The following is a 21,816-nucleotide window of genomic DNA, read 5'->3' on the forward strand; positions in this document are numbered from 1 at the left end:
ATTCGGAATTTCCGAATCATGGAATTGCATGAAACGCATCTGATCAAGCCGAATCAATGAACGCACGCGGTTTCGATCTCGCGCAGTTGCGCACGTTTATCGCCGTGACAGAAGCGGGCAGTGTCTCTGCGGGTGCCGAGCGGGTGTTCCTCTCGCAGTCGTCGGTGAGCGAACAGCTCAAGAAGCTCGAAGAGCGCGTCGGCCAGCCGCTTTTCGTGCGCAGCAAGCAGGGCATGTCCGCCACACCCGCGGGCGCGAAGCTGCTCGACCACGCACGCCGCATCGTCGCGCTTTGCGACGCCGCCTTCGACGACATGCTCGGCCGCACGCTCGACGGCGAAGTACGCATTGCGATCACGGACTATTACCGGCCACACGACGTCGCCGAGATCATCCGGCGCTTCGCGGTCCAGCATCCGCGCCTGCGTCTGCATGTGACCGTGCTGCCGAGCGCCGTGATCGACAGCAGCGCCGACGATAACGCCTACGACATCGGCTTGTCGCTGCGGCTGGTGGAGGAAGGCCGCAGCACGCACAAGAGCACGTCGATACGCCGCGAAAAACTGGTGTGGGTGGGCGCGACGCAAACGCTGCGCGAGCGGCCCGCGCTCACGCCGCCCTGGCCGCTCGTGCTGCTGCCGGCGACCTGCCAGTTGCAGCGCCGTGTCGTGAGGTTGCTCGACGAAGCGCGCATGCCCTATCTGATTTCGCATTCGGCTTCGGGCGTGGCCGGGCTGCAGCTCGCGCTCAAGGCGGGGCTGGGAATCTCGTGTCTGAACGAGTCGTCGATCGGCGACGGACTGATGCCCTGCCCGGCTTCATTCGGCTTGCCTGCACTGCCCGCGGCCGAATTTCATTTGCTGCCGGGCCGGCTGGGCGAGTCCGCGCACGTGACGAACGCGCGCGCGGCGCTCGCGCAACTGCTCGCTTGAGTCCAGGCGCTTTAGCCTGCGGCCTGAACCAGTTCGGCAAAGCGCAGCAAGTCGACGTTGCCCCCGGAGATGAGCACGCCCACGCGCTTGCCGCGCACGTCCACCTTGCCGTGCAGCACCGCCGCCGCCGCGAGGCAGCCGGTGGGTTCGACCACGAGCTTCATGCGGCTCGCGAAGAACTTCATCGTATCGACGAGTTCCGCGTCGCTCACCGTGACGATCTCGCTCACGCGCTCGCGAATCACCGCGAAGGTCAGGTTGCCGAGATGCTGGGTTTGCGCGCCGTCGGCAAGGGTCTTCGGCGTGTCGATGTGGACGATCTCGCCCAACTGCAGGCTGCGCTGACCGTCGTTGCCGGCCTCGGGCTCGACGCCGATCACCGTGCACGCGGGCGAGAGCGCATGCGCGGCGGTCGCACAGCCCGACAGCAGCCCGCCCCCGCCAAGCGGGGTGAGCAGCATGTCGAGCTCGCCCGTTTCCTCGAACAACTCCTTGGCGGCCGTGCCCTGCCCGGCCATCACGTGAGCGTGGTCGTACGGCGGAATGAGCGTGAGGCCGTGCTCGGCCGCAAGCCGTTTGCCGAGTGCCTCGCGGTCCTCGGTATAGCGATCGTAAAAGACGACCTCGCCGCCATAGCCGCGCGTGGCCTCGACCTTCACGGCGGGCGCGTCGTGCGGCATGACGATCACGGCCTTCACGCCGAGCAGACGCGCCGACAGCGCGATCGCCTGCGCATGGTTGCCCGACGAAAACGTGATCACGCCGCCCGCCTTCTGCTGCGGCGTGAACTGCGCGATCGCGTTATAGGCGCCGCGGAACTTGAACGCGCCCATGCGCTGCAGGTTCTCGCATTTGAAGAAAAGCTGCGCGCCCGTGCGTTCGTTCGCGGTGCTGGAAGTCAGAACCGGCGTGCGGTGCGCGACGCCACGCAGGCGTTCGTGGGCGGCGGCGACGTCTTCGAAGGTAATAGGCAGAGTGCTCATGGTCGTTCTTCGGCTGGCAGGTAGGTGTAGACGGTCGAGCGCGCCACGCCGAGCGTGGTGGCCACGTCGGCGAGCGCATGACGCAGATTCAGCATTCCGTTTGTCGCGAGCTCGCGCACGGCCTCACGGCGCTGCGCGAGCGTCATGCCGATCGGTGTGGTGTTGCGCGTGGCAGCGAAGCGTTCGAGCGCCTCGCGCACACAGCCCACGCCGCGCGGTGCGAGCGTTTCGGCGACGGGCGCAGCCGCGCTGGTCTGGATCAGCTGGCCGAGGCCCGCCGTCACCGCGCCGATCAGCGACACATCCATGTTCAGGCAAAGTGCCGCGACGTACTCGCCCGCGCTGTTCTTCAGGCCGATGGATGTGCTCTTGGCCGGACGCCCATCCGGAAAGCGGTTCGGATAGTTGGCCACGACTTCGGGAAAGCCGGAGTCGGTGATGCGCGCGAGACCCATTTCGGTGGCGGCGTCGCCGACTTGCCGTCCTGACAAATTGTTCGCAATTGCGACGACCGAGTGCTCCGGCCGCGTGAGGTCGTGCAGCACCACCTCGACGAGCGGGGCGAGCGTCTGCCCGAGCGCCGCGACGATCTTCTCGCCTTCGCGCAGGAGCAGCGCATTTTCGTCAGTGGAAAGGCCGGAACGGGATTTGCGGGTTGGCATCATGATATTGGACATTTTGACAGTTAATGACTGAATGTCAATCGCTTGAACAGATCGCTCGGAAGTGCCGTGCATGGCCGCGCGAGACGCGAAAAAAAACCCCGCCCGAAGGCGAGGTCAATCAGACACGAAGAAACACGACTCACTGCATTGCTGCTCAGACCGTGAAGCGTTCGCTCACGAACTGCGTGGACGGCACGCGTGCGCGCGCCGCCACCGCCTGCGCGGCGCTCACCATCGCGGGCGGACCGCAAACGTAGAGGTCGGGCGCCGCGCCAGCGTCTGCCAACGCGGCGGCGAGCGCGTCGACTGGGGTGCTGTGCGAGCCCTGCCAGCCATCGCCCGCTTCGCGCACGCAAAGCTCGACATGCAGTTGCGGCAACGCCTCCCGAAGTGCGTCCAGTTCGTCGAGCAGGAAAAGTTCGCTCTCGCGATTCACGCCGTAGAAGAGCCGCGCGTCGTTCATTTCCCCGAATTCGGCCATGCGGCGCAGCATCGAGAGCAGGGGCGCGAGACCCGTGCCGCCCGCCACGAACCAGCGCGGGCGCAGACTGTCGGCGATCAAACCGAAGCCGCCCTGCGGGCCGTGAACGGTGAGCACGTCGCCCGGCTGCGCTCGCTCGCGCAGATACGCCGAAAACTCGCCTTGCGGCCGCAGCCGGATCAGGAACTCGAGCCGCCCCTCCCAGTTGCTCGTGTTGGCAAGCGAGAACGGGCGCTTCACGCCGCCCTCCGGCAGCTCCAGCTCCGCGAACTGGCCCGCTTCGAACTCGGCGGCGCTGCCGCTCGTGTCGTCGGCGTCGAGCAGCAGTTCGAGACGGCGCGCGTCGTCGGCGATCGTGTCGAGCGCGGCGATGCGCGCCGTGCGCGCGGCAACCGGCTGCAGCAGCACCTTCGTGCCGTCGTACGGCGCGGCGACGCGCAAGTCGGCCGAAGGTCTCGTGCGGCACAGCAGAACCGCGTGCGGGTCGCCGGACGGCAACGCGTCCGCACTGTGGTCGCCAAGCGTGTACGCGCCTTCAGTCACGGTGGCGTGGCACGCGCCGCAGCTGCCGCGCCGGCACTGCGAGGGCAGCGTGATATCCGCCGCCGCCGCCGCGCTCAGCACGTCCTGCCCCGGCTCGCACGCGAAACCGAACGCCTGGCCGTCGCGCGTGGTGAGCTCGATTTGATAACTCATGACGTTCTCACCCGCGCTCAAGCGGCCTTGCGTGCGAGCGCCGCGGCGAGGTCCGCTTGCGCCTCGCCGATCGGCGAAATGCCGAACTGCTCGACGAGGATGTCGAGGACATTCGGCGTGAGGAAGGCGGGCAACGTCGGTCCGAGATGGATGTTGCGCAGGCCGAGCGCGAGCAGCGTGAGCAGCACCGCGGCGGCCTTCTGCTCGAACCACGACACCACGAGTGTGAGCGGCAGATCGTTCACCCCGCAGTCGAAGGCCTTCGAGAGCGCGATCGCGATCTGGATCGCCGAATAGCTGTCGTTGCACTGGCCCAGATCGAGCAGGCGCGGAATGCCGCCGATGTCGCCGAACTGGTGACGGTTGAAGCGGTACTTGTTGCAGCCGAGCGTCATGACGACGGTGTCGTCGGGCGCGCCCTGTGCGAACTCGGTGTAGTAGTTGCGGCCGGGTGCGGCGCCGTCGCAGCCGCCGATCAGGAAGAAGTGGCGGATCTGACCGGCCTTCACCGCGTCGATCACCTTGTCGGCCACGCCGAGCACCGTGTTGCGCGCAAAGCCGATGGTGATGGTTTCCTCCGGCGTCGTTTCGCGGAAGCCCGGCAGCGCGAGCGCGGCCTGCACGACCGGCGCGAACGCGTGATGCTCGAGATGGCGCACGCCGGCCCAGCCTACCGGCCCTGTCGTGAAGATGCGCTGGCGGTACTGCGGCAGCGGCTCGATCAGGCAGTTGGAGGTCATCAGGATCGGGCCGGGGAAATGAGTGAAGTCCGATTGCTGGTCCTGCCATGCGCCGCCGTAGTTGCCTGCCAGATGCGGATAAGCCTTGAGCTTCGGGTAAGCATGCGCGGGCAGCATTTCGCCGTGCGTGTAAATCTGCACGCCGGTGCCCTGGGTGGCTTCGAGCAGCGCCTCCAGATCGCCGAGGTCGTGGCCCGAAACCAGGATGGCTTTGCCCGCCGCGGGCGTCACGCGCACGGCAGTGGGTTCGGGCATGCCGAAGCGGCCTGTGTTTGCCGCATCGAGCAGTTCCATGACCTTGAGGTTCAGGTTGCCGAGCGCGAGCGCATGTTCAAGAAGATCGCCGGCCTGCGTGGGTTCGCTCGCGAGAAACACGAGCGCCGCCTCCACGCCCGTGTAGACCTCTTCGCTCTCGTATCCGAGCACGCGCGCGTGATGAGCGTAGGCACACACGCCTTTGAGGCCATAGAGCACGAGGGCGCGCAAGCCCACAACGTCCTCGCCTACCTTCGGCAGCCCGGCCTTGATGCCGACGAGCGCGGCCTGCGCCTGCAGTTCGGCGAGATCGTTGCCCGGTTGCCAGAGCGCGGCGCCGCCCGGCGGCGCAACGGCGACGCCTTGCGCGAGCGCGAGCGCCTCGCAGGTCGACTTCACGCGATCGCGGTGTTGCGCCGCCTCGCGCAGCATCGCCACGAATCGGCTGGCGTTGAAATTGACGTTGGTGAGCGTTGTGAACAGCGCGTAGAGCATGAAGCGGTCGGCTTCGCGATCGGGGCTGCCGAGGCCGCGCGCGAGCGCGCCATACTGTGCAATGCCCTTGGCCGCGTAGATCAGCAGGTCCTGCAGATCCGCAGTCGTGGCGTCCTTGCCGCAGTTGCCCTTGGCCGAGGCGCAGCCCGGTATGGCCTGGGCGCGGTCGGTCTGTTCACATTGATAGCAAAACACGGCTTTCTCCTTTTCCTTGTGGGGTGACGGCGCGAGCCGTCTTGTAAGATGCAAAATCAATGCATCTTTTAAATGGTCGCGCGCCGGCGGGAGTTTTGCCGTGACAAAAATCAGAAAACGTGTCGCTTGAAGCGGAGAATTGACTGTGTGCGCGAAAACGTCGCAGCGGGTCGGCGCTCGACTCGCTCAGCTTGCTGAGTTCGCTCGGTCCGCGCGCGCAAATGAAAAGCCCCGGCCCGACCGTGAGGTCGAGCCGGGGCTTCAGGTCCTGCCGATGCGTTCGGAGGCTTTAGAACGGAATATCGTCGTCCATTTCATCGAAGCCGCCGCCAGCCGGCGCGTTCGAACGGCCGCCGCCTGCGCCGCCGCCGGCACCGCCACCGCTCGAACGCGGCGCGCCGCCACCGCCCGAAGCACGGCCGCCGCCGCGCGGTGCGGACTGCTCACGGCTGTAGCCGCCGTCGTCGCCCATATCGCTGCCCATCGAGGCGCCGCCGCTGCGGCCGCCCAGCATCTGCATCTGGTCGGCGACGATTTCCGTCGAGTAACGGTCGGTACCGTCCTGCGCTTGCCACTTGCGCGTGCGGATGCGGCCTTCGATATACACCGACGAACCCTTCTTCAGGTACTCCGAGACGATCTCGGCCAGGCGCCCGAAGAACGACACGCGGTGCCATTCGGTCATTTCCTTGAACTCGCCGGACGCCTTGTCCTTGTAGCGGTCGGTCGTGGCGAGGCGAATGTTCGCCACGGCGTCGCCGCTCGGCAGATAGCGCACTTCCGGATCGGCGCCGAGGTTGCCGACGAGGATCACCTTGTTCACGGATGCCATGAATTTCTCCTGTTTGATTCCGTTGCGAGGAGCGGCCGCGCGGTGCGCGCCGGCGAGCGCCTGATGTGTCATGCGCCTTCGCCGGTCGCGGACCGCCTCCGCGAATTGCGTTGCTGTGAACCGCTGGTTCTAACTCAGGCCCGCGCGGGTCAAGCCCGCGTGGCTTCTGCCCGCTTGGGCGGCGCCTTCATATTGGCCGCGATTATAAGCCAGCACAAGACGAGCCCCGAGCACGTGTAAAAGACGGCGCTCGCGCCCTCGTGCTTGAGGATCCATCCGCCCACCACGCCGCCGAGCGCGAGCCCGATCGACTGGGTGGTGTTGTACACGCCCGTGGCCGCGCCCTTGCGGTTGCCCGGCGCGAGCTTCGACACGAGCGAAGGCTGCGAAGCCTCCAGGATGTTGAAGCCCAGGAAGTACACGAACAGCACGGCCGACACGATGACAAGTGTATGCGCGAGCGAGCCGAGCAAAAGCTGGCCGATCAGGATAAGACCGATCGCAGAGACGAGCACGGCCTTCATCTTGCCCCGCTTCTCCGCGACGATGATGGCGGGCACCATCATGACGAACGCGAGGCCCATGACCGGCAGGTAGATCATCCAGTGCGACGCGACCGGCAGGCCCGCGTCCACGAGCAGGCGCGGCACGACGAGAAAGAGCGCCGTCTGCGTGGCGTGCAGCACGAGCACGCCGAAGTTCAGGCGCAGCAGCTCCACGTTGTGCAGCACCTCGGCGAACGGGGCGCGCACGTGCACGGGCTTGCTGGGCGCGTCGGGCACGACCCAGATCACCACGCCCACCGCGAGGATCGAGAACACCCCGACCAGCGCGAACAGGCCGCTCATGCCGACCCAATGGAACACGATCGGTGCGCCGACGATGGCCACGGCGAACGACATGCCGATCGAGCCGCCCACCATCGCCATGGCCTTGGTGCGGTGCTCCTCGGCCGTCAGGTCGGCGATGAACGCCAGCACGGCCGACGACACCGCGCCCATGCCCTGGATCACCCGCCCGACGATGATCCACACCATGTCGTGCGCGCCCGCCGCGACGAAGCTGCCGATCGCGAAGATGACGAGGCCGGTGGCGATGACGGGCTTTCTGCCCACCATGTCCGAAACCCAGCCGTAGAAAATATAGAGAAGCGACTGCGTGACGCCGTATGCACCGAGCGCGATGCCGACCAGCAGCAGGTTGTCGCCGCCGGGAATGGTTTTCGCGTAGACGGAAAACACCGGCATGATCATGAACAGACCAAGCATGCGCAGCGCGAAGATCGCCGCCAGCGAGACGGTCGCGCGCAACTCGGGCGCACTCATGCGTGAAGAGGTAGCGGGTGAATTGGAGGACATCGGAGCGTTATGTGTTCGGACCGCATGTGCCCGCACGTTTGTTGACCGGGACGCCCCCTGACGCGCCTCTTTCGAGGCCCTTGCACTTGCCGCTCCGGGCCCTTTCAAAGACCGTCAGCAAGCCGTAACGGCGGTCTGGAAAAGTCGTTATAGTAGCAGGTTTGGTTTCCCTTTCTCCCGCAGGTTCATGGAACAGATCCGTATCCGTGGGGCCCGAACCCACAACCTGAAGAACGTCAATCTGGACCTGCCGCGCCACAAGCTCGTGGTGATCACCGGGCTTTCCGGCTCGGGCAAGTCCTCGCTGGCGTTCGACACGCTTTACGCGGAAGGCCAGCGCCGTTACGTGGAGAGCCTGTCAGCCTACGCGCGCCAGTTCCTGCAGCTCATGGAGAAGCCCGACGTCGACCTGATCGAGGGTCTGTCGCCGGCTATTTCCATCGAGCAGAAGGCCACGTCGCACAATCCGCGCTCGACCGTCGGCACCGTCACCGAGATCCACGACTACCTGCGGCTGCTTTACGCACGCATCGGCACGCCCTACTGCCCGGACCACGAGATTCCGCTGGAGTCGCAAAGCGTCTCGCAGATGGTGGACGCCGCGCTCGCCCTGCCCGAAGAAACGAAGCTGATGATCCTGGCTCCCGTGATCGTGGACCGCAAGGGCGAGCACGCCGAGCTGTTCGACGACATGCAGGCGCAGGGTTTCGTGCGCTTTCGGGTGCGCTCGGGCGGCGGCACCGCCAATGAAGGGGAAGCGAAGATCTACGAGGTGGAGTCGCTGCCCAAGCTCAAAAAGAGCGAGCGCCACACCATCGACGTGGTGGTCGACCGCCTGAAGGTGCGCCCCGACATGAAGCAGCGCCTCGCGGAGTCGTTCGAAACCGCGCTGCGTCTGGCCGACGGCCGCGCCATCGCGCTCGAAATGGACACCAACCGCGAGCATCTCTTCAGCTCGAAGTTCGCCTGCCCGATCTGCTCGTATTCGCTGCCGGAGCTGGAACCGCGCCTCTTCTCTTTCAACAACCCGATGGGCGCGTGCCCCGAGTGCGACGGTCTGGGCCAGATCACGTTCTTCGATCCGAAGCGCGTGGTCGCGCACCCGTCGCTCTCGCTCGCGGCGGGCGCCGTGAAGGGCTGGGACCGGCGCAACCAGTTCTACTTCCAGATGCTGCAGAGTCTCGCCGCGTTCTACGACTTCGATATCGACACCGCGTTCGAGGACCTGCCGGAGAAAGTGCGCAAGACCCTGCTCTACGGCTCCGGCAAGCAGGAGATTCCGTTCTCGTACATCAACGAGCGCGGCCGCACTTCGGTGCGCGAGCACGTATTCGAAGGGATCATTCCGAACCTCGAGCGCCGCTACCGCGAGACCGACTCCGCCGCCGTGCGCGAGGAGCTGTCGAAGTACCAGAACAACCAGGCCTGCCCGCACTGCGAAGGCACGCGCTTGCGCCGCGAAGCGCGTTTCGTGCGCATCGGCGCGGGCGAAGAGGCGCGCGCCATTTATGAAGTCAGCGGCTGGCCGCTGCGCGACACGCTCGGCTACTTCCAGACGCTGCACCTCGAAGGTGCAAAGCGCGAGATCGCCGACAAGGTGGTCAAGGAAATCGTCGCGCGCCTCATGTTCCTCAACAACGTCGGGCTCGACTATCTCTCGCTCGAACGCAGCGCCGAGACGCTTTCCGGCGGCGAGGCGCAGCGTATCCGCCTCGCCTCGCAGATCGGCTCGGGCTTGACGGGCGTGATGTACGTGCTCGACGAGCCGTCCATCGGCCTGCACCAGCGCGACAACGACCGCCTGATCTCCACGCTCAAGCATCTGCGCGATCTCGGCAATTCGGTGATCGTCGTCGAGCACGACGAGGACATGATCCGCATGGCCGACTACGTGGTCGACATGGGTCCGGGCGCGGGCGAGCACGGCGGCATGGTGATTTCGCAAGGCACGCCAGGGGAAGTCGAACACGATCCGGCCTCGATGACTGGCCAGTATCTCTCGGGCGCGCGCCGCATCGACTATCCCGACGAGCGCATCGAGCCCGGCGAGCGCCGCCTGCGCATCGTCGAGGCCCACGGCAACAACCTCAAGCACGTGACGCTCGACCTGCCCGTCGGTCTTTTGACCTGCGTGACGGGCGTCTCGGGCTCGGGCAAGTCCACGCTCATCAACGACACGCTTTATCACGCGGTGTCGCAGCATCTGTATGGATCGTCGGCCGAACCGGCGCCGTTCGAGGCGATCGAGGGCCTGGAGCACTTCGACAAGGTCATCAACGTCGACCAGTCGCCGATCGGGCGCACCCCGCGCTCGAACCCGGCCACCTACACGGGCCTCTTCACGCCCATCCGCGAACTGTTCGCGGGCGTGCCGGCCGCCAAGGAACGCGGCTACGAGTCGGGCCGCTTCTCGTTCAACGTGAAGGGCGGGCGCTGCGAAAGCTGCCAGGGCGACGGCGTGCTCAAGGTGGAAATGCACTTCCTGCCCGACGTGTACGTGCCCTGCGACGTCTGCCACGGCAAGCGCTACAACCGCGAGACGCTGGAGATTCAATACAAGGGCCGGAACATCAGCGAAGTGCTCGACATGACGGTGGAAGCCGCCTACGAGTTCTTCAAGGCGGTGCCGGTGGTGGCGCGCAAGCTCAAGACGCTGCTCGATGTGGGCCTCGGCTACATCCGCCTCGGCCAGTCCGCCACCACGCTCTCTGGCGGCGAGGCGCAGCGCGTGAAGCTTTCGCTCGAGCTTTCCAAGCGGGACACGGGCCGCACGCTGTATATACTCGACGAGCCGACCACGGGCCTGCACTTCCACGACATCGCGCTTTTGCTCGAAGTGATTCACCGGCTTCGAGATCAGGGCAACACGGTGGTCATCATCGAGCATAATCTCGATGTAATCAAAACCGCCGACTGGGTCGTGGACATGGGACCCGAAGGCGGCGCGGGCGGTGGGCAGATCGTGGCCCAGGGGACGCCCGAACAGGTGGCGAAGTCGAAGGCAAGCTTCACGGGCCGCTATCTCGCGCCGCTGCTCAAGCGCCAGATCGCCGCGCTGGACACGGCGTCGGGCAAATGACCCGCCAGGCGGGCTGACGACCGGGCCGGAAATTTAGCAGTAGAAATAGCTGCAGCAACAACGGGGCAGGGGCGCGTGCGCCCCCGAAGTTTGGAGACGGAATACACCCAACATGGTCAAGCGCAACGAAGCGACGGAAGATAAACAGGTGCGCGACCTGCGGCCACGGCCGGTCAGGCTCACGAGCGACATGAGCCTGCCGAAGCTTTCGGCAGTGGAAATCGGCAGCTATGTGGCCGCGCTCGCCGGTATGCTGGCGGTGCTGCACCTGAACCTGCTCGGCGCGCTGCTCGCGGGCATGCTCGTCTTCCAGCTCGTTCATACCATTTCGCCGCTCATCGAGCGGCGCATGTCGAGCAGCCGCGCCCGCTGGCTTTCCGTGGTGCTGGTTTCCATCGTGATCGTGGGCGTGCTCACGGGGCTCACCGTGGGCGTCATCGAGCAGTTCGAAAACGACGTGCCGAGCGTGCAGAAGGTCATGGCGCAGATGATGACGTTCGTCGATCAGGCGCGCGGGCGCATTCCCGAGTCCATCGCCGCCTATCTGCCCGTAGACGTCGCCCAGATGAAGCTCAAGGCGCTCGCGCTCATGCACGAGCACGCCACCCAGCTCGGCCAGGGCGGCAAGAACGCCGCGCGCATCTTCGGACATATCGTGATCGGCATGATCATCGGCGCGATCATCGCCATTGGCGCGCAGAAGAACGCGACGCGGCTGCCGCTTTCGACCGCGTTCGTCGCGCGCGTGTCGCGTTTCGCCGACGCGTTCCGCCGCATCGTGTTCGCGCAGGTGAAGATTTCGGCCATCAACACGGTGTTCACCGGCCTCTTCCTCCTGCTCGCGCTGCCGTTGTTTCACGCGCCGCTGCCGCTCGCGAAGATGCTGGTCGTGGTGACCTTCGTGGTGGGCCTGTTGCCCGTGATCGGCAACCTGATCTCGAACACGCTGATCGTCGCCATCGCGCTCACCGTGAGCCTGCCCGCGGCGGTCACAGCGCTCGTGTTCCTCATCCTGATCCACAAGCTCGAATACTTCCTGAACGCGCGCATCGTGGGCGGCCAGATCGAGGCGCGCACGTGGGAGCTGCTCGTCGCGATGCTCGTGATGGAAGCGGCGTTCGGCATTCAAGGCGTGGTCGCCGCGCCGATTTTCTACGCGTATATCAAGCGCGAACTGATCTATCTGCGGCTCGTCTGAGCCCGTTTTTCCCAGACCCGCGCGCGGCCTTCAGCGCCCGCGCGGCTCGCCGGGCACGTCGGTCATGCCGTCGTGCCCCATCGCGTAGATCGCCACCTGCACGCGGCTCGTGAGATTGAGCTTACGCAGAATGTTGCGCACGTGAATCTTCACCGTGCTCTCCGCCAGGTCGAGCGCACGCGCAATCTCCTTGTTGCTCGCGCCGCGCGCCAGTTCGCGCACGATGTCGCGCTCGCGCGCCGTGAGCGCCTCCGCGCTCGCGCGCGCGGCGCCAGTCGTGCCGGTTGCGCCGGTCGACTGCGCTGGCTTGCGCATCTGCTCCACGAGCTTCGCCGTCATGTGCTCGGTAATCACCGGCTGGCCGCTCGCGGCCTTGCGGATCGCCGCGACGAGCGCGTCGGCGTCGATGCTCTTGAGCAGGAAGCCACGCGCGCCCTCGCGCATCGCGGCGGTGAGTTCCTCGGCTTCCTCGGAGACGGTGAGCATCACGACCGCCGTGTCCGGCAGATCCTCCACCAGCAGTTGCAGCGTTTCGAGCCCGGAGAGACCCGGCATGTTGAGGTCCAGCAGGATGACGTCGGGCAGGTGCTGCTTCGCGCGCTTGACGCCTTCCACGCCGTCCGACGCCTCGCCGACCACTTCCAGGTCAGGCTGGCGCTGCAGGAGCGCACTCACGCCCGAGCGAAAGAGCGTGTGGTCGTCGATGAGCAGGATGCGTATGGTCATGGGGATCGTTGTTTTGTCGCGATGTCTTCTGATTTTGAGCGTAGCGCCATCGACGATGGTTCATTGGCCATATTTACGCGGCCATGCGGCTCGCGGCGGGCAATACCAGTTCGACGCGCGCGCCGCGCCCCGGCGCGCTCTGCAGCGTGAGCACGGCGGCAAGACGTCGCGCGCGCTCATGCATGATGTGGAAGCCCACGTGCGATTCGCCACGCGAGGCGATATCGGCGGGATCGTAGCCCACGCCGTCGTCCTCGATCGTGAGGCGGAAGTCGCGCGCGTTCACGACACTCACCTGTACGTGCAGTGCCTGCGCATGCTTGCGTGCATTCGAGAGCGCCTCCTGCAACACGAAAAGTACCTGCAGCTGCTGGTCGGGCGGCAGCGGCGGCCCGTCTTCGTCGCGATAGTCGAGCGTCAGCTCGGCGTCCGACTGGCGGCGAAAGCGCGCCACGGTGTCCTCCACGGCGAGGCGCAGCTTGCCTGGGCTGAGCTTCGTGCGGAAATTCAGCAGCAGTTCGCGCACGTCGTCGTAGCTCTCCTCTACGCCGCCCGCGAGCAGCGGCACGATCTCGCGAATCTCGTCGAGATCGCCCTGCTGCGCCGCCCCATCGAGCAGGTGCACTTGCATCTTCAGGAAGCTCAGGCCTTGCGCGATGCTGTCGTGCAACCCCTGAGCGACGAGATTGCGCTCCTCGGACACGGCGAGCTGGCGCCCGAGCGCCACGAGCCGCCGGTTCATGAGCGCGACGCCCAGGTGGCGGCCGAGCGTCTGGAGCAGCTGGACGCCCGAAGGCGGAATCTCCCGCTCGCGCCGGAAGTGCAGCGAGAACGTGCCGAGCGTCTCGTTCTGAGCGACGATGGCCGACACCGCGACGCTCAAGAAGCCCGCCTTCAGGCAGCGCTGCGTAAAAGCCCCACTCAAGCCGCTTTCGCCGCTTTCGCCGCCGGCCGTGCGCGTGCCCGGCTGTGCCACCAGGCCGAATACGACCGGCGCCTCGGCCGTGGCACCGCCGCACGCACAGTCCGCCGCCGGCATGCACTGCTCCGCGCGCGTGATCGATTCGGGCATGCCTTCCGAGACGAGCAGATGCAGATTGCCGTCGTCAGGCGAAACGACTCGCACCGTGCCGCCGTCGGCGTCGAATTCGCGCATGACGCGCGTGAGGAAATCGTGGCACAGGCTTTCCGCCGGGCCCGGCGTATTGAGAAACGCCGCCATCTCGTAAAGCGTGGCGAGTTCGCGGTTTTGCGCCGCCAGTTGCGCGGTCTTGGCGTCCACGCGCCCGGCAAGGTCCTGGTACAGCGCCTGCAACTCCGCGACCATGCGGTTGAAGCCTTGCGTGAGATGGCCGAACTCGTCGTACGTTTCGACCGGCAACCGCGTGTCGAACTCCCGCGCCTCGATGCGCGCGAGCCCGTCCTGCAAGCGCTGCACAGGCGCCACGAACCACTGGTAAAGCAAATAGACGATCGCCATCGTGCCCACGCACGACAGCGCCGCGAGCGCGACCTGCGAAATGCGCAGCCACGCGGTCTTGCGCGCGTTCTCGCGCTCGATCAGGCTGACGAGCCGGTTCGCGTCGTCGACGAAACCGGGCAGCAGGCCGATATACATCGAGGGCTCGCCCCCGCTGGCGGCGAGGTCGCTTAGCGCAGCGGGCCTGAGCGTGTGATTCCAGGCAGACGCGACGCGTTCGAACTGCGCATGGATGCCGGCGTCTGCGGGAAGAAAGAGCGGGCGCGCCGGATCGCCGTCGCGCAATTCGCGCAGCGTCTCGTCGAGTTGGTGCATCTGCGCGTCGACTTGCGAGGGCTGACCGGTGCGGGCTTCCCATAGCGCGATCGCCACCGCGTTCGCGCGCATGCGCAGGCTGCCCGCGTCGTTGATCGCCGCGCCGCCGCCTTCGAGCTGCCAGGAGAGCCAGAGCGTGCCGCTGATCATCGCAAGCACGAGCGCCAGCGCAACCGTGGAGAGCACAACGATGCGCGTGGAGAGCCGCTTCGGGAACGGCGCTTCGTGCGCGCCGGAGGATACGGCGGAAGCGGCAGATGCGGTTGCGGAATCGGAAGACGGAGTCATGGCCGGGACCGGGAATCGGCTGCGCCGAAGCGGCGGCGCCTGTATCGACATTATCGGACGGAGCGCGGCCGATCGCGCGCTATGACGCGGTCTGCACGGCCAACTGCGACACTATGCGTCAGGTCAGCTGCCTCCCGGGCGAGTCCTGGCGAACCACGTCGCGTCGCCCCCGACCTGGGCGCATCGCGAAAAAAAGCGGGGAATGCGAGTGGGTCTCGCTCCCCGCAATGAACGGCCATCCCCACGGCCGTCCAGAGGCAAACGTTGGCCGCTAGCGGCTGCGCACGAGCTGCCAGGCGCGCGACAGATAGGTGATCGAGGCGAACCCGCTCCACACGTGCACGAGCCGCGTGAACGGGAAGATCACGAACAGCGTCATGCCCATGAAGAGGTGCATGCGGAAGATGAGCGGTGCTTCTGCCACGTAGCTCGCTGCGTCGCCGCGGAACGTGACGATGTGCTGCGCCCAGGTCATGAGCCGCACCATCATCGCGCCGTCCATGTGGCTCGCCGATTCGCCGATGGTGCTCAGCCCGAGCAGCAGCGTGACGAGCAGCCACAACAGCAGCACCTTGTCGCCCACGCGCGTCACGGCCGAAACGCGGGCATTCGAAAGCCGCCGGTGCAGCAGGATCGCGAGGCCCACCAGACACATCGAGCCCATCACGCCGCCCGCGACCATCGCCACGAGCTGCTTGACCGCGTGCGGCACGCCGAGCCAGTCCCACACGGCGACGGGCGTGAGCAGACCGAACAGATGCCCGAAGAAGAGCCCGAGCACGCCGACGTGAAAGAGGATATTGCCGAGCCGCAAATGTCCGCGATAGAGCAGCTGCGAGCTGTCCGCCTTCCACGTGTACTGCTCCCGCTCGAAGCGCGCGAGGCTGCCGAACAGGAAGATGGCGGCGGCAATATATGGATAGATGCCGAACAAAAACTGATTGAACGTGTTCATGGCGATTCCTTTGCGCAGGCAGCCGCGGTGGTCGCAGTGGTCGCGGCAAACTGCGCTCGCGGGTGGAATTGAACGACCTGCGGCGAGTTGCTCGCGCCGAACGCGTGCACGAGCGGCTCCACGCCGTCCGCGCCGGTGCCGAAGCGTTCGAGCGCCTCGTCCATGTCGCGCACGGGGGCGTCCACGAGCGGCAGCGGCTCGACATCGGTCAGCTCGCACAGCACCGTGAAGATGCCCGCGTACGGGCTTTCGCTCTTCTCGAGCTGATTGCCGAGCGCCGCGAGCACGTGAATCGCCTCGCCAAGCAGCGCGCGCGCCTCGTCCTCGCCAATCAGGCCGAGCACTTCGAGAAAGAGCGGCACGTAGTCGGGCAACTCGCTCGTCGCGACGTCGAGGCCATGGCTGCGGTATTCGTCGAGCAGATCGACCATCGCCTGGCCGCGCGCGCGGCTCTCGCCGTGCACGTGCTCGAACAGATGCAGCGAGTGGCGCGGATTGCGGTCGAAGGTGGCCACGTACGCCTCCTGCGACTCGACGAGCGAGCGCTCGCGCAGCGCCGCGATGAGCGGCGCCAGTTCGCGCGCTGCGAATGCACCGTTCGGCAGGGCCTCGAGCGCGGCTTCGATCTCGTCGAGCGCGTCGAGCAAGGGCTGCTCGGGATAATCGAGCAGCGCGGAGAGAACCGGATAAATCGACATGATGATGCCCTCCTGCTCAAGCTTCGGACGGCGTCTTGCGACGCGACTTCGGCATATCGACATACACCACGCTGCCTTCGACCTTCGAGCCGAACAGCGAACCCTCGGAAACGCCGCCCGAACACCCGTTGCCGAACGAGAAGCCGCAACTGCCCTTCTCGTTGAACGAGTCCTCGACCATTTCCTTGTGCGACGACGGCACGACGAAGCGGTCCTCGTAGTTCGCGATCGCCATGGTGCGGTACATGTCCTCGACCTGCTCGGGTGTGAGGCCTGCGCGCGCGAGAACCGCGTTGTCGTTCACGCCGTCCACGGCCTGGGTGCGCTTGTAGGCGCGCATCGCCAGCATGCGGTTGAGCGCAGAAATCACGGGCTTTTCGTCGCCGGCGGTCAGCAGGTTGGCGAGATAGCGCATGGGAATGCGCAGGCTCGCCACGTCGGGAATCACGCCGTCCATGCCGATATGGCCCGCGTCCGCGGCCGACTGGATCGGCGACAGCGGCGGCACGTACCAGACCATCGGCAGCGTGCGGTACTCGGGGTGCAGTGGGAACGCGATCTTCCACTCGACCGCCATGCGGTACACGGGCGAGCGCACGGCGGCGTCGAGCCAGCTCTGCGGCACGCCCTGGCGGCGCGCCTCGGCCTGGATGGCGGGATCGTGCGGATCGAGGAACACGTCGAGCTGCGAGTGATACAGATCCTGCGTCGATTCAACCGATGCCGCCTCGCTGATGCGGTCCGCGTCGTAAAGCATCACACCCAGATAGCGGATGCGGCCCACGCACGTTTCCGAGCAGACGGTCGGCTGCCCCGCCTCGATACGCGGATAGCAGAAGATGCACTTCTCGGCCTTGCCGCTCTTCCAGTTGAAGTACATCTTCTTGTACGGGCAACCCGAGATGCACATGCGCCAGCCGCGGCACTTGTCCTGGTCGACGAGCACGATGCCGTCGTCTTCGCGCTTGTACACCGAGCCCGAGGGGCACGAGGCCACGCACGCGGGATTCAGGCAGTGCTCGCACAGGCGCGGCAGATACATCATGAAGGTGTTCTCGAAGGTCGAGTACATCTCCTTCTGCACGTTCTCGAACAGCTTGTCGCGGCTGCGCGAGGCGAACTCGCCGCCCAGGTCGTCTTCCCAGTTGGGACCCCAATGGATCTTGTCCATCTTCTTGCCGGTGATGACCGACACGGGGCGCGCGGTGGGCGGCGTCTGCGAGAGGCGCGCCTTCTGCAAATGCTCGTAGTCGTACGTGAACGGCTCGTAGTAGTCGTCGATGCCGGGCAGGTTCGGGTTGGCGAACAGGTTGGCCAGCACCTTGAGCTTCGGGCCCTGGCGCGGCTCGAGCTTGCCGTTCGGGTTGCGGACCCAGCCGCCGTTCCACTTCTCCTGGTTCTCCCATTCCTTCGGATAGCCGATGCCGGGCTTCGTCTCGACGTTGTTGAACCACGCGTACTCGACGCCATCGCGCGACGTCCACACGTTCTTGCACGTGACGGAGCACGTATGGCAGCCGATGCACTTGTCGAGGTTCAGAACCATCGCCACCTGGGCGCGGATTTTCATGATGCTGCTCCTTCCTTCATCGGGCCTTCCAGCCACTCGACCTTCCTCATCTTGCGCACGATCACGTACTCGTCGCGATTGCTGCCGACGGTGCCGTAGTAGTTGAAGCCATACGCGAGTTGCGCGTAGCCGCCGATCATGTGCGTGGGCTTGAGCACCGTGCGCGTGACCGAGTTGTGAATGCCGCCGCGCATGCCGCTCGTTTCCGCGCCGGGAACGTTGATGATCTTTTCCTGCGCGTGATACATGAGGCACATGCCGCGCGGCACGCGCTGGCTCACCACGACGCGCGCGGTGAGCGTGCCGTTCACGTTGAACACTTCGACCCAGTCGTTATCGACGAGCCCGGCTTCTTTCGCCTCGGCTTCCGAGACCCAGACGTGCGGGCCGCCACGCGAAAGCGTGAGCATGCGCAGGTTGTCCGTGTACGTGGAGTGGATGCCCCACTTCTGGTGCGGCGTGATCCAGTTCAGCACGAGTTCGTGCTCGCCGTTGGGTTTCGCGCCGAGCATCGGCGAGGTCGTCTTCGTGTCGATGGCGGGCTTGTAGTTGCACAGGCCCTCGCCGAAATCGAGCATCCAGCGGTGATCCTGATAGAACTGCTGACGGCCCGTGAGCGTGCGCCAGGGAATCAGCTCGTGCACGTTCGTGTAGCCTGCGTTGTAGCTCACCTCTTCCGATTCGAGCCCCGACCACGTGGGCGCGGAGATGATCTTGCGCGGCTGCGCCTGCACGTCACGAAAGCGGATCTTGTCGTGCTCGCGGCCTTCGGCCAGATGCGTGTGATTCCGGCCCGTGATCTTCGAGAGCGCGTCCCACGCCTTCACCGCTACGTGGCCGTTGGTTTCCGGCGCGAAGGTGAGGATCATCTCGGCGGCGTCGATGGCCGTTTCCAGACGCGGGCGCCCCTCGGCCGCGCCGCGGTTCTGCTGGATGCCCGTGAGCCGGGCAAACTCGCCCACCTCGTGCACGGTGTTCCAGTTGATGCCCTTGCCGCCGTTGCCCAGCTTCTCGAGCAGCGGCCCGACCGACGTGAACTTGTTGTAGATCTCGCGATAGTCGCGCTCCACGAGCGTCATCGAAGGTGCGGTCTTGCCAGGGATCAGATCGCATTCGCCAAGACGCCAGTCCTTCGGCTCGAACGCCTGGCCGAGTTCGCCCGGCGTGTCGTGCATGAGCGGCGTGCACACGAGGTCCGTGCGCTTGCCCAGATGCGCGCCGCCGATCTCCGAAAACGTCTTCGCGATGGCCTTGTAGATCTCCCAGTCGGTCTTGCTCTCCCACAACGGCTGCACCGCCTCCGAAAGCGGATGGATGAACGGGTGCATGTCCGACGTGTTGAGGTCGTCCTTCTCGTACCACGTGGCCGAGGGCAGCACGATGTCGCCGTACAGGCACGTGGTGCTCATGCGGAAGTCGAGGACGGTGAGCAGGTCGAGCTTGCCTTCGGCCGCTTCGCGCACCTTCACTTCGGAAGGCTTGATCGCGTCGGCTTCGTCGCCGAACAGCGCGTTCTGCGTGCCGAGCAGGTACTTGAGGAAATACTCGTGCCCCTTGCCCGAACTGCCGAGGATGTTCGAGCGCCACACGAACATGTTGCGCGGGAAGTTCGCAGGGTTGTCGGGGTCGTCGCAGGCGAAGTTCAATGCGCCCGACTTCAGCTGATCGACGGTGTATTGCACCGGCGGCACGCCCGCGCGCTGCGCGGCATCCACCACGTCGAGCGGATTGGCGCCCAGTTGCGGCGCCGAAGGCAGCCAGCCCATGCGCTCGGACTTCGCGTTGAGGTCGAGCATCGACAGATTCTTGTAGCGTTCGCGGTCCGCGCCGGGGCCGAGGATCTCGTCGAGACTCACCTTCTCGTGGCGCCACTGGCTCGTGTGGTTGTAGAAGAACGACGTGCCGTTCATCTGGCGCGGCGGGCGCGACCAGTCGAGCGCGAACGCGAGCGGCGCCCAGCCGAATTGCGGACGCAGCTTTTCCTGGCCGACGTAGTGCGCCCAGCCGCCGCCGCTCTGGCCGATACAGCCGCACATCATCAGCAGATTGATGATGCCGCGGTAGATCATGTCGTTGTGGTACCAGTGATTGAGCGCCGCGCCGACGATCACCATGCTCTTGCCGCGTGTGCGGTCGGCGTTGTCGGCAAACTCGCGCGCCACCTGGATCACGAGCTTGCGCGGCACCGTGGTGTGCTTCTCCTGCCATGCTGGCGTGCAGGGCACGTCGTCGTCATACGAGGACGCGACGTTCGGGCCGCCAAGCCCCTGGTCGACGCCGTAGTTGGCCATCTGCAGGTCGTAGACGGTGGCGACCAGCACACTCGTGCCGTCCGCCAGCGCCACGCGCTTCACGGGCACGCGGCGCGCGAGCAGCGCGCCATGTTCGCCGCCGAAGTACGGGAAGCCCACCTCGACCACTTCGTCATGCCGATCGACGAGCGAAAGGCGCGGATCGATTTCGCGGCCGCTGCCACCGTCCTTCATTTCGAGGTTCCAGCGGCCCACCTTCTTGCCGCCGTCGTGCTCGCCTTCGCCCCAACGGAAGCCGATCGAGCCGTTCGGCGCGACGATGTCGCCCGTGGTCGCATCGATGGCGAGCGTCTTCCACTGCGGATTGTTCGCTTCGTCGAGATTCGCGGCGAGTTGCGACGCGCGCAGGAACTGGTCCGGCACCAGCGAGCCGTCGCGCTTCGCGAGCGCGACGAGCATCGGCATGTCCGTGTACTGCTTCACGTAATCGCGGAAGTACGCGGACTTCGCCGTAGCGTGAAACTCCTTGAGCACCACGTGGCCCATCGCGAGCGCGAGCGCCGCGTCGGTGCCCTGCTTCGGCGCGAGCCAGATATCGCCGAACTTCACCATCTCGCCGAAGTCGGACGACACCGCCACCGTCTTCGTGCCCTTGTAGCGAACCTCCGTGTAGAAGTGGGCGTCGGGCGTGCGTGTTTGCGGCACGTTCGAGCCCCACACCATGAGATAGGTGGAGTTGTACCAGTCGGCCGATTCGGGCACGTCGGTCTGCTCGCCCCACACCTGCGGCGAGGAAGGCGGCAGGTCGCAATACCAGTCGTAGAACGACAGGCACGCCCCGCCGATCAGGCTCAGATAACGCGCGCCCGCGGCGTACGAGACCATCGACATTGCGGGAATGGGCGAGAAGCCAATCACGCGATCGGGACCGTACTTGCCGATGGTGTAGGCGTTGGCCGCCGCGATCATCTCGGTGGCCGTGTCCCACCCGGCGCGCACGAAGCCGCCCTGGCCGCGCGCGCGCTTGTAGTGCGCCGCCTTCTTCGGGTCCTCGACGATCGAAGCCCATGCCTTGACCGGGTCGAGCGTCTTGCGCGCCTCGCGCCACATCTCGATCAGGCGCCCGCGGATCATCGGGTACTTCACGCGCTGCGCCGAATACACGTACCAGCTATACGAGGCGCCACGCGGGCAGCCGCGCGGTTCGTGATTGGGCAGGTCAGCGCGCGTGCGCGGATAGTCGGTCTGTTGCGTTTCCCACGTGATCAGGCCGTTCTTCACGTAAACCTTCCACGAGCACGAGCCCGTGCAGTTCACGCCGTGGGTCGAGCGCACGATCTTGTCGTGCTGCCAGCGGCTGCGATAGCCGTCTTCCCATTTGCGGTCCTCGTTCACCACCGCGCCGTGGCCTTTCGAAAACGTCGACTTCACGCGCGACATGAACTTCAACCGGTCCAGAAAATAACTCATCAGGTTCTCCGGGACTGCTGCTGGAATCGATCGATCGCGCCTGTCGCCGCCCGCTCGCGTTGCAAGCCTGGCGCCTCGCGCTCGTATCCTTCCGAGTATGGCGAGCAGGCACCTGCCTGCCCATTCATCAACGGGAGAGTTCGCACTACTCCC

At 65.8% G+C, this 21,816-nt stretch carries 15 protein-coding genes; 3 read left to right on the forward strand and 12 right to left on the reverse strand.

Annotated elements, in window-relative coordinates; translation table 11 throughout:
* Positions 1 to 56: 56 nt before the first annotated feature.
* Positions 57 to 932 carry a LysR family transcriptional regulator gene (locus AB3X98_RS33025; RefSeq protein ID WP_368605870.1) on the forward strand — a complete coding sequence of 292 codons (876 nt, stop codon included), beginning with the start codon at positions 57 to 59 and terminating at the stop codon, positions 930 to 932.
* A gap of 11 nt (positions 933 to 943) precedes the next feature.
* Here the strand turns inward: AB3X98_RS33025 and AB3X98_RS33030 are convergent, their stop codons facing one another.
* From AB3X98_RS33030 to AB3X98_RS33055, 6 genes are all read right to left on the reverse strand, one after another.
* A complete protein-coding gene (locus AB3X98_RS33030; RefSeq protein ID WP_368605869.1) occupies positions 944 to 1,915 on the reverse strand; it encodes a threo-3-hydroxy-L-aspartate ammonia-lyase in 972 nt (323 codons plus the stop codon).
* Positions 1,912 to 2,580: a transcriptional regulator gene (locus AB3X98_RS33035; RefSeq protein WP_218108657.1), complete on the reverse strand. Its 669-nt coding sequence runs from the start codon at positions 2,578 to 2,580 to the stop codon at positions 1,912 to 1,914. The genes AB3X98_RS33030 and AB3X98_RS33035 overlap by 4 nt, the downstream gene beginning before the upstream one ends.
* Positions 2,581 to 2,734: 154 nt before the next feature.
* Positions 2,735 to 3,757 (reverse strand): 2Fe-2S iron-sulfur cluster binding domain-containing protein, encoded by a 1,023-nt coding sequence (locus AB3X98_RS33040; protein ID WP_368605868.1) that lies wholly within the window; start codon positions 3,755 to 3,757, stop codon positions 2,735 to 2,737.
* Positions 3,758 to 3,774: 17 nt separating this feature from the next.
* Complete coding sequence (hcp, locus tag AB3X98_RS33045; RefSeq protein WP_368605867.1) at positions 3,775 to 5,442, reverse strand: hydroxylamine reductase; 1,668 nt, start codon at positions 5,440 to 5,442, stop codon at positions 3,775 to 3,777.
* A 289-nt stretch (positions 5,443 to 5,731) separates the two neighbouring features.
* A complete protein-coding gene (locus AB3X98_RS33050; protein WP_069265232.1) occupies positions 5,732 to 6,274 on the reverse strand; it encodes a single-stranded DNA-binding protein in 543 nt (180 codons plus the stop codon).
* A gap of 149 nt (positions 6,275 to 6,423) precedes the next feature.
* Positions 6,424 to 7,632 carry an MFS transporter gene (locus tag AB3X98_RS33055; RefSeq protein WP_368605866.1) on the reverse strand — a complete coding sequence of 403 codons (1,209 nt, stop codon included), beginning with the start codon at positions 7,630 to 7,632 and terminating at the stop codon, positions 6,424 to 6,426.
* Positions 7,633 to 7,819: 187 nt separating this feature from the next.
* Here AB3X98_RS33055 and uvrA point away from each other — a divergent pair, with 187 nt between their 5' ends.
* Both uvrA and AB3X98_RS33065 read left to right on the forward strand, forming a co-directional pair.
* On the forward strand, positions 7,820 to 10,711 hold the full coding sequence (gene uvrA / locus AB3X98_RS33060; protein ID WP_069264813.1) for an excinuclease ABC subunit UvrA: 2,892 nt from the start codon (positions 7,820 to 7,822) through the stop codon (positions 10,709 to 10,711).
* A 112-nt stretch (positions 10,712 to 10,823) separates the two neighbouring features.
* Positions 10,824 to 11,909, forward strand: a complete 1,086-nt coding sequence (locus tag AB3X98_RS33065) for an AI-2E family transporter (protein ID WP_069264815.1) — start codon at positions 10,824 to 10,826, stop codon at positions 11,907 to 11,909.
* Between the two features lie 30 nt (positions 11,910 to 11,939).
* On the opposite strand, the gene AB3X98_RS33070 is transcribed toward AB3X98_RS33065, so the two are convergent.
* The 6 genes from AB3X98_RS33070 to AB3X98_RS33095 form a co-directional block, all read right to left on the reverse strand.
* On the reverse strand, positions 11,940 to 12,635 hold the full coding sequence (locus AB3X98_RS33070; protein WP_368605865.1) for a response regulator: 696 nt from the start codon (positions 12,633 to 12,635) through the stop codon (positions 11,940 to 11,942).
* 73 nt (positions 12,636 to 12,708) lie between these two features.
* Entirely contained in the window at positions 12,709 to 14,718 is a 2,010-nt protein-coding gene (locus tag AB3X98_RS33075; RefSeq protein ID WP_368605864.1) for a type IV pili methyl-accepting chemotaxis transducer N-terminal domain-containing protein, read from the reverse strand.
* 271 nt (positions 14,719 to 14,989) lie between these two features.
* Positions 14,990 to 15,673 carry a respiratory nitrate reductase subunit gamma gene (gene narI / locus AB3X98_RS33080; protein WP_069264820.1) on the reverse strand — a complete coding sequence of 228 codons (684 nt, stop codon included), beginning with the start codon at positions 15,671 to 15,673 and terminating at the stop codon, positions 14,990 to 14,992.
* Positions 15,670 to 16,371, reverse strand: coding sequence for a nitrate reductase molybdenum cofactor assembly chaperone (gene narJ / locus AB3X98_RS33085; RefSeq protein WP_069264823.1), 702 nt, complete (start codon positions 16,369 to 16,371; stop codon positions 15,670 to 15,672). The genes narI and narJ overlap by 4 nt, the downstream gene beginning before the upstream one ends.
* A 16-nt stretch (positions 16,372 to 16,387) precedes the next feature.
* On the reverse strand, positions 16,388 to 17,941 hold the full coding sequence (gene narH / locus AB3X98_RS33090; protein WP_368605863.1) for a nitrate reductase subunit beta: 1,554 nt from the start codon (positions 17,939 to 17,941) through the stop codon (positions 16,388 to 16,390).
* Complete coding sequence (locus tag AB3X98_RS33095; RefSeq protein ID WP_368605862.1) at positions 17,938 to 21,663, reverse strand: nitrate reductase subunit alpha; 3,726 nt, start codon at positions 21,661 to 21,663, stop codon at positions 17,938 to 17,940. Before AB3X98_RS33095 ends, narH begins: the two co-directional genes overlap by 4 nt.
* Between the last annotated feature and the right edge of the window lie 153 nt (positions 21,664 to 21,816).

The sequence above is a fragment of the Paraburkholderia sp. BR14312 genome, assembly GCF_040948675.1.
Classification (GTDB): domain Bacteria; phylum Pseudomonadota; class Gammaproteobacteria; order Burkholderiales; family Burkholderiaceae; genus Paraburkholderia; species Paraburkholderia nodosa_A.

Coding starts and splice junctions, on each gene's coding strand:
- AB3X98_RS33055 (WP_368605866.1), bottom strand. CDS start 7,632: ATGTCCTCCAATTCACCCGCTACCTCTTCACGCATGAGTGCGCCCGAG.
- AB3X98_RS33050 (WP_069265232.1), bottom strand. CDS start 6,274: ATGGCATCCGTGAACAAGGTGATCCTCGTCGGCAACCTCGGCGCCGAT.
- AB3X98_RS33025 (WP_368605870.1), top strand. CDS start 57: ATGAACGCACGCGGTTTCGATCTCGCGCAGTTGCGCACGTTTATCGCC.
- narJ (WP_069264823.1), bottom strand. CDS start 16,371: ATGTCGATTTATCCGGTTCTCTCCGCGCTGCTCGATTATCCCGAGCAG.
- narH (WP_368605863.1), bottom strand. CDS start 17,941: ATGAAAATCCGCGCCCAGGTGGCGATGGTTCTGAACCTCGACAAGTGC.
- AB3X98_RS33030 (WP_368605869.1), bottom strand. CDS start 1,915: ATGAGCACTCTGCCTATTACCTTCGAAGACGTCGCCGCCGCCCACGAA.
- uvrA (WP_069264813.1), top strand. CDS start 7,820: ATGGAACAGATCCGTATCCGTGGGGCCCGAACCCACAACCTGAAGAAC.
- AB3X98_RS33095 (WP_368605862.1), bottom strand. CDS start 21,663: ATGAGTTATTTTCTGGACCGGTTGAAGTTCATGTCGCGCGTGAAGTCG.
- narI (WP_069264820.1), bottom strand. CDS start 15,673: ATGAACACGTTCAATCAGTTTTTGTTCGGCATCTATCCATATATTGCC.
- AB3X98_RS33035 (WP_218108657.1), bottom strand. CDS start 2,580: ATGATGCCAACCCGCAAATCCCGTTCCGGCCTTTCCACTGACGAAAAT.
- AB3X98_RS33070 (WP_368605865.1), bottom strand. CDS start 12,635: ATGACCATACGCATCCTGCTCATCGACGACCACACGCTCTTTCGCTCG.
- AB3X98_RS33040 (WP_368605868.1), bottom strand. CDS start 3,757: ATGAGTTATCAAATCGAGCTCACCACGCGCGACGGCCAGGCGTTCGGT.
- AB3X98_RS33075 (WP_368605864.1), bottom strand. CDS start 14,718: ATGACTCCGTCTTCCGATTCCGCAACCGCATCTGCCGCTTCCGCCGTA.
- AB3X98_RS33065 (WP_069264815.1), top strand. CDS start 10,824: ATGGTCAAGCGCAACGAAGCGACGGAAGATAAACAGGTGCGCGACCTG.